The following is a 14,209-nucleotide window of genomic DNA, read 5'->3' as shown; positions in this document are numbered from 1 at the left end:
GAATAAATCGAAAATACAATGGAAAGAAAAATCCTTTTAACTGAATGCCCAGATGAAAAAGGCTTGATTTCAAGCATTACTAACATCTGTGCCAAGCACCAACTCAACATTATCAAGAACAACGAATTTGTTGATAATGACGCCCGCCGCTTTTTTATGCGCACGGTATTAGAAGGCTACTTTAACGATAAGACACTACTAGCAGATCTTGATAGTGCCTTACCACAAGATAGCAGTCGCCGCCTAGAAAGTGCCGGCCGTAAGCGTATTGTCATCATGGTAACCAAAGAAGCGCATTGTTTGGGTGACTTACTGATGAAGGCTGTATATGGCGATATGGATGTAGAGATTGCCGCTGTAGTAGGCAACTACGACAGCCTGCGCGCGCTAACAGAAAAATTCGACATTCCTTTCCATCATATTAGTCACGTAGACCTTAGCCGTGAACAGCATGAACAACTGGTGATAGAAACCGTTCAGCAATACCAACCAGATTATGTGGTATTGGCTAAATACATGCGTATTTTAACGCCAACTTTTGTTGAAGCCTTTAACAATAAAATCTTAAACATTCATCATTCATTCCTGCCAGCCTTCATTGGCGCAAAGCCTTACCAGCAAGCTTATGATCGTGGAGTGAAAATCATTGGGGCCACCGCCCACTTTGTGAATAATGATTTAGATGAAGGCCCTATCGTTGAACAACATGTTATTCATGTTGACCATAGTTACACGGCAGAAGAAATGGCCAAGGCTGGTCGTGATGTCGAAAAAGCGGTATTAAGTAAAGCTCTACAGCAAGTATTAGATGAAAAAGTATTTGTTTACGGCAATCGTACCGTGGTGTTTCGCTAATTAAAGTGCTGCACCTTAAGTGGCTTCGAATAATCGAAGTCACTTAGTACGTGATACATATCAGCGCCTTTCACCTCAACATCGGGTATTGCCTGTAATGGCTTGCTACCTACTCCGTGCTTTAAGCGCGTTAATAGATCGACGTTGTTCATCACTTCTTCAGAGATACCGTCTACGCTATCGTCAGCGTAAGCTGCGTAACCATGTAAGGCTTGCTCTAAACGAATAGCTTCAACAGCCCCACTATGTAAATGCTTACTCCAATTAGCCTGAATATCAAATTCATCAGCTTGCGCTGCTAATGGGCGGTTTGGATGTAATTGAAACTTAGTACGAAGATCCTGTTGAACTTGCTCGTGGGCTTTTTTCTGTAATGAGAACTGCGCTTGATCGCAAACGTTTGGGCTCAGCATACTTAATAGCAAATGAAAGCGAGCATGTTCACCATGGTTGGTACAACGGTTTAAACTATCACCTAGCTGTAACTCATCACATAAGCTGTTACTTCTAATTTGCTCAACTAACATGCTTGCCCCTTTCTAATCCTAATACCGTTATCGGGTACTCGCGGTAAATCTTTAGTAAATACCGAGCAAATGCGCAGATTATAAGCAAACAGTCTACTTAAGGTAAAAATGTCTCTTTTTTTACTTTACAGCCCCACAAGTTCTGGTAATATCCCGCTCCACAAGTAGGAGGGGTTCCCGAGTGGCCAAAGGGAACAGATTGTAAATCTGTCGCGAAAGCTTCGGTGGTTCGAATCCACCTCCCTCCACCATATTGTTAAAAAAAGACACCTTAGGGTGTCTTTTTTTATACCTGCTCGCCCAAGCATCTTAAATAATAATCGCCGTAACTTATCTAAGCCATCCTCACCAGACCCGTATTCATAGCCTTCACAGGCATAACAAGCAGCCCACCCCTTATTAGGTAGGGTGATTTTTCTATTATCGATTAATATTAAGTGTGAGTAATTGAGAAATACCAGCTGGAGAATACATGAGAAACAGGCTAATAGTATCGCTATTGTTAATCGTCTTTAGTGTCGGAGCCAAAGCAGAAGCTGAAACGTTCAGTTATTACTCGATTAATTTCACCCCCGCAGCTTATCAAAGTGATGATGGTATAACCGGATACTATGCTGATATCTTACGTCGTGTCGCTGAAGAGTTAGGCCAAAACCCAATAGATATTAATCTTGTTCCCTACCCGAGAATGGCTCGCATACTCAATAACAACCAAAATGAAGTCATCATCGCCTGCCTCTTCCCTAGTGCAAACTTCAAACCGCACATCTATCAACCCACGTCTGTCGGAACCTTTGAAACAGCAGTGGTAACCTTGCAAAACTCACCGTTAAACTGGGATAGCATTATTGATAAAAGAGTGGCTACGGTGCGCGGTGCCAGCAAAGTGTACGGTGAAAAATTTCACGACTTAGTGCTTAATAACAGCATAAAACTTATCGCCGTAAAGGATTACTACCAAGGTATACAAATGCTCAAAGCGGGCAGAATAGATGCCTTTGCCGGTAACTTATATGCCACCTTAGTGATGGCAGCAGATGAAGATATCGCCTTATCCGAGCCAATGCTTATCAGTGAAAAGCAATCTATGATCACCATTTCTATCGCACCACATATTGAGAATGGCGATCAAATTGTTGCTCAAGTTAGCGACATCGTTAATAAAATGCGAGACAGCGGCGAACTGCAAGATATTATTGAGAAGTACCTACCTAATGCTGAACAGCAACGTTAAACCGCTTATTTGTACCTAGCCTAGCGTATCAGCTGAAGCTTTTTTAATTTTCGGTACAAGGTGGTTCGACTAATACCAAGCTGTTCTGCACTTTTGCTAATATTCCCCTTACAGTGCTGATATACCCGCGCAATATTATCATCAATGCATTGCTTAATATTGGAATTATCGGGCTGCGATGGCTTCGTCATTGCACTTAATTTCAGCTGGAGTGACTCAGGTAAATCATCCCACTGCAAAACATTTTTATGTTCAGACATTAAACAAGCTACTTGCATAAAGTTATCTAACTCTCGCAGGTTTCCTGGCCAGTCATAGCCAAGTAATAAGGCATTGAGTTCACTGCATATCGTTTGCGCTACGCTATATTTACTGTGTAGCTCTGATACCAAGGCATTAATATCTGAACGCTCCCGTAAAGCCGGAAGCACTATTTGTAGACCATTTAATCGGTAATAGAGGTCTTCTCTAAATAGCCCATTTTTAACTTGTCGCTGAAGATCAACATGGGTGGCGGCCACCACTTGAATATTCACCGGATAGCATTGGTTCCCGCCCACTGGCACCACTTCTCTTTCTTGCAATACGCGTAATAAACGGGATTGGGCAGCCAGAGGCATTTCTCCAATTTCATCTAGAAATAAAAAGCCACCATCCGCTTGACGAATTTTGCCCAAATACCCTTTTGGATTAGCCCCAGTAAACGCACCAGCCTGATAGCCAAACAATTCAGCTTCTAGTAAGTCAGTAGGCAGCGCAGCACAATTTACCGCCTGGAGAACCTGCTGAGAACGCCCACTATACTTATGTAAGCGCTTAACAAACTGCTCTTTACCTACACCTGTTTCTCCCAAGATCAGTAAAGGGATCGACTTAGCGATAACTTTATTGGCATGCCACCAAGCTTTTTGCATTCGCGCATCATCTGCGGCCAATAAGCTAGGGTTGCTGGCGTTTTTCACCGATGACACAACCGAATGGGCAGGTTTTAATGCTTTGGTCTGTAAATGCAGCTTTGTCTGCTTATTGGATGCACTTTGGTGCCACTGTTCACCTAGGTGAAAATCAATGCTTTCTCCAATCTTCATTCTTTTTATGAGTTGTTGAGCCATCGGGTTATGACCCAAAATTTTGCCCTCACTGTCCGCGACCACAATGCCCTGCCAACCCGAATCAAGTAAATGCGCTTGTGGCGCAACATCAATACGGTAATGGCTATCTGGAAGCTGGCATAACATGGCCGTTTCCACTTGTTGAGCAAGACTGCTAATCAACAACATTGTTTGCTGATTATGCCGATGTTGTTCGCTGGTAATATCTAACACTGCGACCATTTCTCCCTTAGGTGAAAAAATGGGGCTGGCGCTGCAACTCATAAAACGATGATGCTTAATAAAATGCTGTTCACCAATCACCGATACTGGCTGCTGCATTGCAATAGCTGTCCCTATTGCGTTAGTACCTTTGTAGTTTTCAGACCAATTAACCCCTGTTTCTAAGGCAATATTGGCTAATTTGTCGGCGTACTTTTCTGCGCCCCAGAAATCAATCACAAAACCGTCGATATCAGACAAAATCAACCTGCTAGAGCGATGAGCCATCAATTGCTCAAATAAGGGAAACGCATAGCGGTCAACCAGCTCAATAAGGCCGCGATGTTTATGTAATCGTTGCTGCAGTTGGCTTTTGTCTAAACGTAACTCTTCTGGAGAGTGCCATTCTGATAAGCCAGCGCTTTGACTGCGTGACCAAGAAGCATCAAGAGTAGTAGAAAGTAACGCACGAGCGGTCATAGTACTGTTCCAATATGTAACACATCTACTGTGCCAAAATATAACAGTGTGACACTCCGCCACGAGCACTTACTCGAAGACATCCACACCCCAAAAATCTGTTTGTCTTAACAATCATAGCTTTACATTTCATTAACAATAAGCCAACCCAACTTGGTGCAAGCCTTGCTATATAGGAGTCTAGCGTGTAACACACACGCCAACAATGAAACATTTTAATAACAACTAGAAAAGGAACTCAACTATGGTTTACACACAACCAGGTAAAGCAGGTTCACTCATTACTTTTAAAGAGCAATACGACAACTTTATTGGTGGCGAATGGGTTGCGCCACAAAACAAGCAATACTTTGACAACCGCTCACCGGTGAACGGTGAGGTGTATTGTAAAGTGGCAAGATCAGACGCTCACGATATTGGCCTAGCACTTGATGCCGCTCACGCAGCCCGAGAAAGCTGGGGCAATACTTCAGTAGCCGAGCGCTCCAATATGTTACTGCGCATTGCCGATAGAATTGAGCAAAACCTCGAGTATTTAGCCGTTGCTGAGGCTTGGGAAAACGGTAAAGCTATTCGAGAAACCTTAAACGCTGATTTACCTCTAGTGGTTGACCACTTCCGTTATTTTGCGGGCTGTATACGCGCCCAAGAAGGTGGCGCAGCTGATCTTGATGCAACAACGGTCAGTTATCACTTCCCTGAGCCCTTAGGTGTTGTGGGCCAAATCATCCCTTGGAACTTCCCATTACTGATGGCCGCCTGGAAGTTAGGTCCAGCCTTAGCTGCTGGCAATTGTGTGGTGCTAAAACCTGCCGAGCAAACTCCCGCTTCAATATTGGTATTAATGGAGCTGATTGAAGATTTAGTGCCCAAAGGGGTGATTAATGTAGTGAATGGTTTTGGTGAAGAGGCAGGCCAAGCGTTAGCCATTAGCCCGCGAATAGCTAAACTTGCCTTTACTGGCTCCACTGAGATTGGCCAACATATATTGAAATGTGCAGCGGATTCATTAATCCCTTCTACGGTAGAGCTGGGTGGTAAATCGCCTAACGTTATTTTTGCCGATGTTATGGAGCATGAAGATGAGTACTTAGACAAAACCATTGAAGGTTTACTACTGGCCTTTTTCAATCAAGGCGAAGTATGTACTTGTCCCTCTCGCGCCCTTATTCAAGAATCTATTTACGACAAATTTATGCTGCGGGTTTTAGAGCGAGTAAAAACCATTAAACAAGGAGACCCTCTAGACACCGACACCCAAGTCGGCGCACAAGTATCGAAAGAGCAGCTCGATAGAATTATGAGCTACTTAGCAATTGGCAAAAACGAAGGGGCTGAGTTATTAACAGGAGGGATTACCGCCAACTTAAGCGGAGAGCACAATAACGGTTACTACGTTAGCCCGACAATTCTAAAAGGCACCAATGACATGCGAATATTCCAAGAGGAAATATTCGGACCAGTGATTTCTGTGACTACCTTTAAAGATGAAGCTGAAGCGCTACAAATAGCCAACGATAGTGAATATGGCTTGGGAGCGGGTGTATGGACCCGCGATATGAACTTAGCACAGCGTATGGGCCGCAATATTCAAGCGGGGCGAGTTTGGATTAACTGCTACCACGCCTACCCCGCTCATGCAGCCTTTGGTGGTTATAAGCGCTCGGGGATTGGTCGTGAAACTCATAAAGTGGCTATATCCCACTATCAAAACACTAAAAATTTATTAGTGAGTTACGATATCAATCCATTAGGCTTCTTTTAAGCCTACCAACTCATCACTAAATAAAGAGAGGGAGGCCTCTCTTTGTTTTATAACAACGCAAATACCCCACTACAATCATCTGAGTTAAAAAACGTAACTAGCGTTATGCGATATTGCGCAAATTATCTAGATTTCACAGTGAATTACCTAAAATCACAGTATGAGCCCCTTCTTGGTTCATCTAGCCTAAAACGGTTATGCGAGGTCGTACCATTCCAACGGGTCTCGTAACAAGCTTCAAATTCAGAGAAAAAGCTAACTAAGGTGATTATGACAATGAATATTTTCAGTACTAACAGTAGTGCACTTGTAAATACGGTGAGAGCCCTTGCCTTTTGTGCATTACCTTTAGGTTTAGCATCATGTGCCTCTTCTGCAGACAGTACCGCAAACAACTCAGTAGACATGGCAAAGCCTAGCAAGGCAACAAGCACCGCGCCGGGTGCTTTTTACAGCGGAGAATACCGCAATGCCTTTGTTGAGTTAGGCATCGCTACGCCTGAGCAAGTCACCAAAAAAGTTAACGATACTTACCAGCAGTTGTTTTACTCTGACTCGCGAGATGAAGGCGGCAAAGCGGTATTTTTTCCTGTAGGGGAAGATATGGGCTTTATTAAAGACATTGGCAGTAACGACATTCGCTCTGAAGGCATGTCTTACGGCATGATGATCGCCGTACAAATGGACGATCAGGCCATGTTCAATAAACTATGGAAGTTTTCTAAAACTTACATGCAACATCAAGACGGGTGGTACCAAGACTACTTTGCTTGGCATCTAGAAGCTAAAGCCCCTTTTACCCGCAAAGATAACAACCCTGCACCCGATGGTGAGCTTTATTTTGCCATGGCGCTAATGTTTGCTGAACACCGCTGGGGCGCTGGCGATGGTGTTTTTCAATACAAAGATGAAGCGAATGTGATTCTGCAAGCGATGGTGAACAAGCAAGAAACCAACTCTCAAGTGCCCATGTTCAACCGTGAAGCAAAACAGATACTATTTGTCACTGAGAAAAGCTTAGGCCTATATACTGACCCTTCTTATCACGTCGCAGCCTTTTATGAACTCTTTGCACGTTGGGCTGATGAAGATAATCAACTGTGGGCTGACGCAGCCAAAGTTAGCCGCGACTACTTATACAATGCGTCTCACCCAGAAACCGGTTTGTACTCTGAGTATGCAGCATTTGATGGAACACCTCAAAAAACCTCATTTAACGACATTAGCCACAAATCAGGTTACGACGCCTTTCGTGTTATTGGCAACATAGCCATGGACCATCACTGGTTTAATGCAGACCCAAGACAGCAAGAGTTAGCCGACCGAATGATTAGCTTTTACGCTGACGAATACAAACGTAAAGGTCAAAACTATGCGGTACATGAAATGGATGGAAAAATCGTTTCTGAATGGGGCAGTTCTGGTCAAAATGCCATGAATGGTACCGCGGCAATGATCACTGATAGCCAAGATGCTAAAGACTTTACGCAGCGCTTATGGAAGCAAGCGACGCCAACCGGTAAATGGCGCTATTATGACGGTTTATTGCACATGTTCTCGGTATTACAAATGGCCGGCGAATACCAAATTTACGGACCCACTGACGCCACCCATTAAGCCATCATTCAGCCCTACATAATATAAAAGAGAGCCTAGGCTCTCTTTTATATTTGCTACCTTCATGCCTAAGCAGGTTGACCAGTGGCTGCTAGCACCACTTCACGAATACACACGTTTTGCGGCTGGCCATAAGCGTAAGCTACAGCGTCTGCAATGTTTTGGGTATTTAATACGCCGCCCATTTCTTCTTTCCATACTTCGTAGCCGTCTTTAATTTCTTGGCTAGTGGTATGGCTAAGTAATTCAGTTTCTACTGCACCAGGGGCAATGACGGTTACCCGCACATTATCACCAGCGACTTCTTCACGAATGTTCTCACTGATCGCGTGTACCGAAAACTTAGTACCGCAATACGCAGCATGACTAGGAAAGGTTTTACGCCCAGCAATTGAACTCACGTTGATAATAGTGCCTTGCTGGCGCTGCTTCATGCCTGCTAATACCAAGTGAATACCATTAAGTAAGCCCATAACGTTTACGTCCAACATGGTTTTCCACTCGCTAGGAGCTTGCTCGTGAGCCGCTCCCAATAGCATGACTCCGGCATTGTTTAACAACATATCTACTGGGCCATACAAGGCTTCGGCATCTTTAATTGCTTGCTCAAAGTCGGCAAGTTCAGTGACATCTACTTTACGACAAAGGGTATTTGGCAGGTTTAGCGCTTCTAATCGCTCAATACGACGCGCTACCAATAACAGCGGGTGACCCGCAGCCGACAAGGTTTTTGCACATGCTTCGCCAATTCCAGAACTGGCACCAGTAATAACAACTAAAGGCTTAGACATAAGATTCTCCAATACATAAATAACCCACCACAAGACGCTACATTTGCGCCTGCTGCTTTATTGGCGCTCACTATAGTTCTGCTATATATAGGTGTAAAATACCGTTTTCCTCTGGTTATCATAGGTAATAGTTATGGATGTGCGTTTACTTAAATGTTTTGTGGCTGTTTTTGAAGAGCGCTCGATGACAGCCGCTGCCGAGCGTTGTTATGTCTCTCAGCCATCGCTATCTTCGGCGATTAAGCAACTTGAGTCTGAACTAGAGGTTCAACTATTTATTCGCCATAAGCGCGGGGTTGATTTAACCGACCAAGCCCACCACCTATACCCTTTAGCTGTTCAAGCGCTGGGCCAGTTGAATAAAATGTCTAGCTTATTTGCCAATCTCCCTGCTAGTTTGCCGCTAAAGCTAGCTAACTTTCACGATATTAGCCCCAGCTTGTTGGCTAAGTTCATTGCTCACTGTAAGCAACAACAGCCCTTGTTTAAATTTGAATTATTGGACGTTCAAGATACTCAAGCGCAAGCTCGGTTAAGCCTTGATGTATTAAAGCAGGAAGATGAATTGTTCATTCCACTGTGGGATGAAGATTACGTATTGTGTGTGCCTCAGCAGCACGAACTCGCCAAGCAGCAGCAAGTAGAGATTGCCGCGCTAAACAACTACGACTTTATTGAATGTGTGGCCTGCGAAGCTCACCAGCAAACCTTGAGCCTACTGGCCTCACAAGGTTTTGCAGTAAACCTAGTAGCCAAAGCCCAACATAAAACCCAAGTAAAACACCTGGTCAGCGCCGGTATAGGCATCTCATTCTTGCCTACAGGCGTATTAGAAACCTCAGCCGATTTACAACAAGTTAAGTTACTAGCGCCGCGCATGTATCGCAGCATTGGCTTGTGTATTAAAGCCAGTGCCAGTGCTAAACCTGCGCTGGCCGCATTAATTGATGCGGCAAACACATGGTCAAGCCATGACAAAACGAGCTAATAGCTATCCGCCAGATGATAAACCCGCAAACTACTCACCATTGATGCAAAGTCATCACCCAAATATTTGATAGTTTGCGGCTGATTAGCCAACAAAGTAATGCTTGAATCAGAAAAGCGACCCGGAGCATCACTTTCTAAATGAACAAAAAACGCCGGCTTATCTGCTAACAAAATAATGGTTCTAGTACTTTCATCCACCGCGCAAGAGACTTTAGCCTTAGCTAAAGGTAAGTTTTTGTAGTTATCCCCTACCCAAGTATTTTGAACGCGAGAACCCTCACATGTGAGTGAAACAATCAAAAAGCCTTGCGTACGCCACTCATCAAGTTGCGCTTTAGCACATTGCCACGCTGACACATTGGCATCTGGCTCAAGGCTTAAGGCCAACTGCTCGCTAAATTCCACCTTGCCTTGCCAGTTCACTCGCTGAAGGTACACCTTAATAGACTTGGTTTTGGGGCTGTCGTTAATTATTCGCAGTTCCAAACCCAGCTCATCCTCAATAAAGCTAGGGTATTGAGGAGCAAAAAAACGCTTCGCATGGTAATGAAGCTGCTTCCAACGACCGCTATATTCAATACTCGACCACGAGCTCACGGGCCAATTATCATTAAGCTGCCAATACAGCATGCCTCTGCATTGGGGGCTATTGGCTCGCCAATAATCACAGGCCGTTTTTATCGCCAATGCTTGTTGCACTTGGCTCAAATAAAGCATTTGTTCAAAGTTTGCCGGAAAGCGGAACATCCGCGTAAACATCTCGGTAATAATGCTATTACCACTAGGGTTCTTTTGATGAGCCTCAAAAGTGGGCGAGCAAATATTCCAGTCATCTTTGGGCACAAAACTTTTCACCTCGGCCAATGAAGGCCAAGATTGATAGCCAAACTCAGAGCAAAAACGAGGCTTAATTTGTTGGTAAGCAGAGAAAGATTTACCCGAATGCCAAACATCCCAGAAGTGCATATCGCCTTTACTGTCGTCATGCCACGCATCACCATAATCTAATGCGCCATTACAGGGCGAACTAGGCCAAAATACCCGGCTAGCATCATGCTGTTCTACCGTCTGTTGAATAGCACGATTAAGCCTGTCGTAATTCACCACATAGCGCTCTCGATTAGCTTTGGATTCTGGATACCAATTAATTGCGCCAATCACTTCGTTGTCGCCACACCACAGCACAATGCAGCTATGGTCACGTAAACGTTGAATTTGGTCGCTTAACTCTAGCTGCACATTGGCCATAAAGTCATCGGTAGATGGATACAATGAGCAAGCAAACATCATGTCTTGCCACACCATTAAGCCTAACTCATCACACAGTTTATAAAACTCGTCAGCCTCGTATTGGCCGCCGCCCCAAACCCGTAACATATTCATATTGGCGGTTTTAGCATCAGTTAATAGCTGGCGATAACGCTCTGCTGTTTGCCTAAATGGCATCGCATCAAGCGGGATCCAGTTAGCGCCTTTGGCGGTAATGGGGCAATCGTTAATCACAAAGGTCATCGCTGAACCATGGCTATCGACTCGCGTATCTAGCTCTAGTTTTCGCAAGCCAATTTTCTTCTCAATGCGCTGCTCAGCTAACGTAACTTGCAGCAAATACAAAGGCTGCTCACCATAACCAGCTGGCCACCATAGCTGTGGCTCCGCAATGTGGAATCGCGCCTCCGTAATGGTTGATTCAGTTGAGGGCTGTATTAGCATCTCTTGCTCTGCAAATTGAATATCAATTGGTGAGTGGCAAGATGAGTCATGACTAACCTTAACCAGCACATCCACACTGTTGTCATGCCACTGCTGCTCAACCTGCACAGCTAACAATCGAGCTTGGTTAGTGAACTTAATTGCCACTGGATCGTAGATACCATTCACCATCAAGCAAATCCCCCAATCCCAGCCAGCGTGGCACTGCGACTTGCGTAAACTGTTCATATAAGGAATTTGGTTGTTGCCCATGGAAGATGGGACGGCAAAGGGTAAAGTACTTGCTCGTTGCTTTGCGGCTAAATCAGAACGGGAAAACCGCACTTGTAGCTGGTTACTACCAGCCTTTAAATAAGGCTTAATATTGAAAGACCATAAACGAAACATATTGTCGCATTGCGCGACTAACTGCTGGTTAATATAGATATCGGCAAGGGTATCTACACGCCCTAGTTGTAAATCGATAAAGTCGCTGTCGAGCTGCGAAGCGCTTAACTCAAAGCGAGTAGATAGCGTCCAATTAGCCTCACCCACCCACTGAACATCTGCTTCATTACGGGCTTGGTAAGGATCGCCAATTAAACCCGCCTCAAGTAATACCGAATGGTTATCACCGGGAATCTGGCAAGCTACCTTAATCTCTGGGTAATCAGCAGAACTTAACAGCCATGGTTGGTTTAGGATTATCTGCGTCATTTAAGCACTCACTAAGCATTACAACATAGGGTTTATATGCAGCCTACGTAGTGCAGATACCAGGAACAAGTGATAGAGAAATGCTTTGTGGAAGGTATCAAATATTACCGATACTGGCTGATAGAGTTTCAAGAGCGCTAACCTAACTAACTAGCCTTTCTCTGCTTCTTTACCTGTCGCATTCATTGGTAAAAATACTGCCCTTATATATGTAAACTGCAATTCCTTCTTTCCACAGCTGCGTGCATTCTTCCATGCTGATGTTTTTGTTAATTTTCTAACTAGGTAGCTGATGAAGTTGAGAAAAGGTAATAATCTGGCTTTTATCAAATGAATAAAAAGAGGAAAGCCCTTGTTTAAACGAGGAATTCCCCCTCTTAATAAGTTGTTAGTTTACAGTACTTCAAATGATTCATATCAGAGAAGTTTTCACTTGAACACAATACTATCAATGTCGTATTTGTACTTTTCCTTAAGTTTATGAGGCGGGTTATATGTTCAAAGGTATAAAAGACAATTTCAAAAAAGCTGAAGCAGCTGTAGTTGTTGAAAATTTATTGCAAATTCAAATTGAATCTGGATTCCTAGATACTACGTTGTCAGTAAAGGACCTTGCGAATAAAATGGTTCAGCAAGCTTGGGATCTTAAACCAGACTTGTTGGGCGGTAGATTTGGTACTCGACCACATAAATTATCAGTTGCCATTTTCACAGTTTCTGTTGCAATAATTTCAACTGGGAATAGTAAATCTGAAAGTTCATTAGAGCTACAAAATGCTTGTTTAATAATATTCAGTAACTTAATTAATGAATTAGATGTTAATGGGCGTCTCTATAAACTCACTGAAACTGATGACGTTATTGTTGAGTTGGCTGTTAAAGCTGTAGCTCCGATTATAGACGAAATTAATTCAAGTCAAGCTAATCAAGATTTCGATTCAATCATGCAACAACTTGATGAAGCGGAATATACTTGGGATGAATGGTATCAAGCGTTTGTCCATAATGCTTGCACTGTAGAAGGAAGTGGCATAGTAAAAGATGAAAGTGGTTTAAGCCTAATTGATATGATGGATCACGAACCACTTAAAAGGGCGCATAATGATGGTATTTGTCCTATTAGACATGGTATTACTTTTGCGCAACAATTTGACATAACTAAGTTTGGCATGCGTTAAAGTAAGCTGACAAGGCATTAAGCATCAAATACTATGAGCTGGAAACCAATAACAGAAGTAGATCTTTGGGATAGAATAAATTCCGCATGTGATCGTATGACTGCTGAGCAATCTAAGGTCTGGGAGATTATCAAAATTCACCCTCACAAATGGGTAGAAGATACTTACGGCGCACTTGGTGGTGGCTTTTGGGTCGTTGCAATAATTGGATCGTCGATTGTTTGGTTCAACGACATTGAAGACGGTTTCAATCAATCTTCCTATAGTGAGTTTGGAAAAATTGCTGAGTATTGGTGTAACCAGGACGAATTAGAGTGGGCAGTACAACATGTCATTAATTTACTAAACGAGGGGTATTATTCAGCCGGTAGAAGTGGCCCGCCTAAGCCTGTTACTTAGCAAGGCTATAAACTCTTATTATACCTAACTTAGGCTAATTCAAAGCGCCTTTGGATTAGGCCGTTATTTACAAGCTCCTCGCCAACTTCTTGGGCGTATCAAACAGTCGTAAACAGGCACTCTGCTCGCTCCAGTCCTGCCAATCTAACTCAGCTTCAATCACCGCTAGGCTCGCGGTAGGGAACTTAATTAAGTCTTCACCCGTTAGGTAGTTAACGAGGTCTTCAAAGGCTGGGTTATGCCCTACTAGCGCAATTTTGTTTATTTGCTTAGGTAAGCTTTGAATATGTACCAGCAAATCTGCCCAGCGAAAAGTATATAGGCTGTTTTCACAATAAGTTTGAAGGTCAACTTCTACTTCTCTGCCTTTAAGGTATTGGCTGCGCTGTGCTAGCCAATATTCACAGGTTTGTTGGGCACGCAGTGCTGGTGAGTAATGTACTAATTCAAGCTGAGAAAACTGGCTAGCGTAGTGGCTTGCCATAAGCTGTGCGGCTTTATGGCCGCGCTCTGCTAAGGGGCGTTGTTTATCACTTAAGCTTGGGTCGTCCCAACTGGATTTAGCATGGCGAATTAACCAAAGTTGGCGAGACATACGCTTACTCCTGTACCCCAAAAACAAAAAAGCCTGCAAAGCAGGCTTTTAGCATA

Annotated in this window: 12 protein-coding genes and 1 tRNA gene; 8 read left to right on the top strand and 5 right to left on the bottom strand. The window is 43.7% G+C overall.

Going from position 1 to position 14,209, the window contains the following annotated elements:
• The first annotated feature begins 18 nt into the window (after positions 1 to 18).
• The gene (gene purU, locus ACVFI8_RS17505; protein ID WP_248712310.1) at positions 19 to 855 is read left to right on the top strand and encodes a formyltetrahydrofolate deformylase; all 837 of its coding nucleotides are present in this window, start codon (positions 19 to 21) and stop codon (positions 853 to 855) included.
• On the opposite strand, the gene ACVFI8_RS17500 is transcribed toward purU, so the two are convergent.
• On the bottom strand, positions 852 to 1,382 hold the full coding sequence (locus ACVFI8_RS17500) for a VC2046/SO_2500 family protein (protein ID WP_248712311.1): 531 nt from the start codon (positions 1,380 to 1,382) through the stop codon (positions 852 to 854). The genes purU and ACVFI8_RS17500 overlap by 4 nt on opposite strands.
• A gap of 167 nt (positions 1,383 to 1,549) precedes the next feature.
• On the opposite strand from ACVFI8_RS17500, the gene ACVFI8_RS17495 reads away from it, so the two are divergent.
• Both ACVFI8_RS17495 and ACVFI8_RS17490 read left to right on the top strand, forming a co-directional pair.
• A tRNA-Tyr gene (locus ACVFI8_RS17495) sits at positions 1,550 to 1,633 on the top strand.
• 221 nt (positions 1,634 to 1,854) lie between these two features.
• On the top strand, positions 1,855 to 2,616 hold the full coding sequence (locus ACVFI8_RS17490) for a substrate-binding periplasmic protein (protein ID WP_248712312.1): 762 nt from the start codon (positions 1,855 to 1,857) through the stop codon (positions 2,614 to 2,616).
• 20 nt (positions 2,617 to 2,636) lie between these two features.
• Here the strand turns inward: ACVFI8_RS17490 and ACVFI8_RS17485 are convergent, their stop codons facing one another.
• Positions 2,637 to 4,409, bottom strand: a complete 1,773-nt coding sequence (locus tag ACVFI8_RS17485) for a sigma-54-dependent Fis family transcriptional regulator (protein ID WP_248712313.1) — start codon at positions 4,407 to 4,409, stop codon at positions 2,637 to 2,639.
• 244 nt (positions 4,410 to 4,653) lie between these two features.
• On the opposite strand from ACVFI8_RS17485, the gene exaC reads away from it, so the two are divergent.
• Entirely contained in the window at positions 4,654 to 6,174 is a 1,521-nt protein-coding gene (gene exaC / locus ACVFI8_RS17480) for an acetaldehyde dehydrogenase ExaC (RefSeq protein WP_248712314.1), read from the top strand.
• 276 nt (positions 6,175 to 6,450) lie between these two features.
• Complete coding sequence (locus tag ACVFI8_RS17475) at positions 6,451 to 7,791, top strand: glycosyl hydrolase family 8 (RefSeq protein WP_248712315.1); 1,341 nt, start codon at positions 6,451 to 6,453, stop codon at positions 7,789 to 7,791.
• Positions 7,792 to 7,859: 68 nt separating this feature from the next.
• On the opposite strand, the gene ACVFI8_RS17470 is transcribed toward ACVFI8_RS17475, so the two are convergent.
• Positions 7,860 to 8,582, bottom strand: a complete 723-nt coding sequence (locus tag ACVFI8_RS17470; protein WP_457872099.1) for an SDR family oxidoreductase — start codon at positions 8,580 to 8,582, stop codon at positions 7,860 to 7,862.
• Between the two features lie 133 nt (positions 8,583 to 8,715).
• Between ACVFI8_RS17470 and ACVFI8_RS17465 the strand changes: the two genes are divergently transcribed.
• On the top strand, positions 8,716 to 9,570 hold the full coding sequence (locus ACVFI8_RS17465; RefSeq protein WP_457872097.1) for a LysR family transcriptional regulator: 855 nt from the start codon (positions 8,716 to 8,718) through the stop codon (positions 9,568 to 9,570).
• Here the strand turns inward: ACVFI8_RS17465 and ACVFI8_RS17460 are convergent.
• The gene (locus ACVFI8_RS17460) at positions 9,567 to 11,981 is read right to left on the bottom strand and encodes a beta-mannosidase (protein WP_457872095.1); all 2,415 of its coding nucleotides are present in this window, start codon (positions 11,979 to 11,981) and stop codon (positions 9,567 to 9,569) included. The two genes, ACVFI8_RS17465 and ACVFI8_RS17460, sit on opposite strands and share 4 nt — an antisense overlap.
• Before the next feature lie 494 nt (positions 11,982 to 12,475).
• On the opposite strand from ACVFI8_RS17460, the gene ACVFI8_RS17455 reads away from it, so the two are divergent.
• Together ACVFI8_RS17455 and ACVFI8_RS17450 are read left to right on the top strand one after the other, a co-directional pair.
• Complete coding sequence (locus ACVFI8_RS17455; protein WP_457872094.1) at positions 12,476 to 13,159, top strand: hypothetical protein; 684 nt, start codon at positions 12,476 to 12,478, stop codon at positions 13,157 to 13,159.
• Positions 13,160 to 13,255: 96 nt separating this feature from the next.
• Positions 13,256 to 13,558 carry a hypothetical protein gene (locus ACVFI8_RS17450; RefSeq protein ID WP_457872092.1) on the top strand — a complete coding sequence of 101 codons (303 nt, stop codon included), beginning with the start codon at positions 13,256 to 13,258 and terminating at the stop codon, positions 13,556 to 13,558.
• Positions 13,559 to 13,625: 67 nt separating this feature from the next.
• Here ACVFI8_RS17450 and ACVFI8_RS17445 read toward each other — a convergent pair whose 3' ends face one another.
• Positions 13,626 to 14,153, bottom strand: a complete 528-nt coding sequence (locus ACVFI8_RS17445; protein WP_457872090.1) for a SixA phosphatase family protein — start codon at positions 14,151 to 14,153, stop codon at positions 13,626 to 13,628.
• Positions 14,154 to 14,209: the final 56 nt, after the last annotated feature.

This window comes from Agarivorans sp. MS3-6 (genome assembly GCF_054112545.1).
The sequence above is the reverse complement of the archived record's forward strand: the minus strand, read 5'-3'. Positions and strand labels throughout refer to the sequence as shown.

What these genes read in the sequence shown, in the direction of transcription:
- ACVFI8_RS17500 (WP_248712311.1), bottom strand. Translation starts at nt 1,382, where the DNA reads ATGTTAGTTGAGCAAATTAGAAGTAACAGCTTATGTGATGAGTTACAG.
- ACVFI8_RS17465 (WP_457872097.1), top strand. Translation starts at nt 8,716, where the DNA reads ATGGATGTGCGTTTACTTAAATGTTTTGTGGCTGTTTTTGAAGAGCGC.
- ACVFI8_RS17460 (WP_457872095.1), bottom strand. Translation starts at nt 11,981, where the DNA reads ATGACGCAGATAATCCTAAACCAACCATGGCTGTTAAGTTCTGCTGAT.
- exaC (WP_248712314.1), top strand. Translation starts at nt 4,654, where the DNA reads ATGGTTTACACACAACCAGGTAAAGCAGGTTCACTCATTACTTTTAAA.
- ACVFI8_RS17470 (WP_457872099.1), bottom strand. Translation starts at nt 8,582, where the DNA reads ATGTCTAAGCCTTTAGTTGTTATTACTGGTGCCAGTTCTGGAATTGGC.
- ACVFI8_RS17450 (WP_457872092.1), top strand. Translation starts at nt 13,256, where the DNA reads ATGACTGCTGAGCAATCTAAGGTCTGGGAGATTATCAAAATTCACCCT.
- purU (WP_248712310.1), top strand. Translation starts at nt 19, where the DNA reads ATGGAAAGAAAAATCCTTTTAACTGAATGCCCAGATGAAAAAGGCTTG.
- ACVFI8_RS17490 (WP_248712312.1), top strand. Translation starts at nt 1,855, where the DNA reads ATGAGAAACAGGCTAATAGTATCGCTATTGTTAATCGTCTTTAGTGTC.
- ACVFI8_RS17445 (WP_457872090.1), bottom strand. Translation starts at nt 14,153, where the DNA reads ATGTCTCGCCAACTTTGGTTAATTCGCCATGCTAAATCCAGTTGGGAC.
- ACVFI8_RS17455 (WP_457872094.1), top strand. Translation starts at nt 12,476, where the DNA reads ATGTTCAAAGGTATAAAAGACAATTTCAAAAAAGCTGAAGCAGCTGTA.
- ACVFI8_RS17485 (WP_248712313.1), bottom strand. Translation starts at nt 4,409, where the DNA reads ATGACCGCTCGTGCGTTACTTTCTACTACTCTTGATGCTTCTTGGTCA.
- ACVFI8_RS17475 (WP_248712315.1), top strand. Translation starts at nt 6,451, where the DNA reads ATGAATATTTTCAGTACTAACAGTAGTGCACTTGTAAATACGGTGAGA.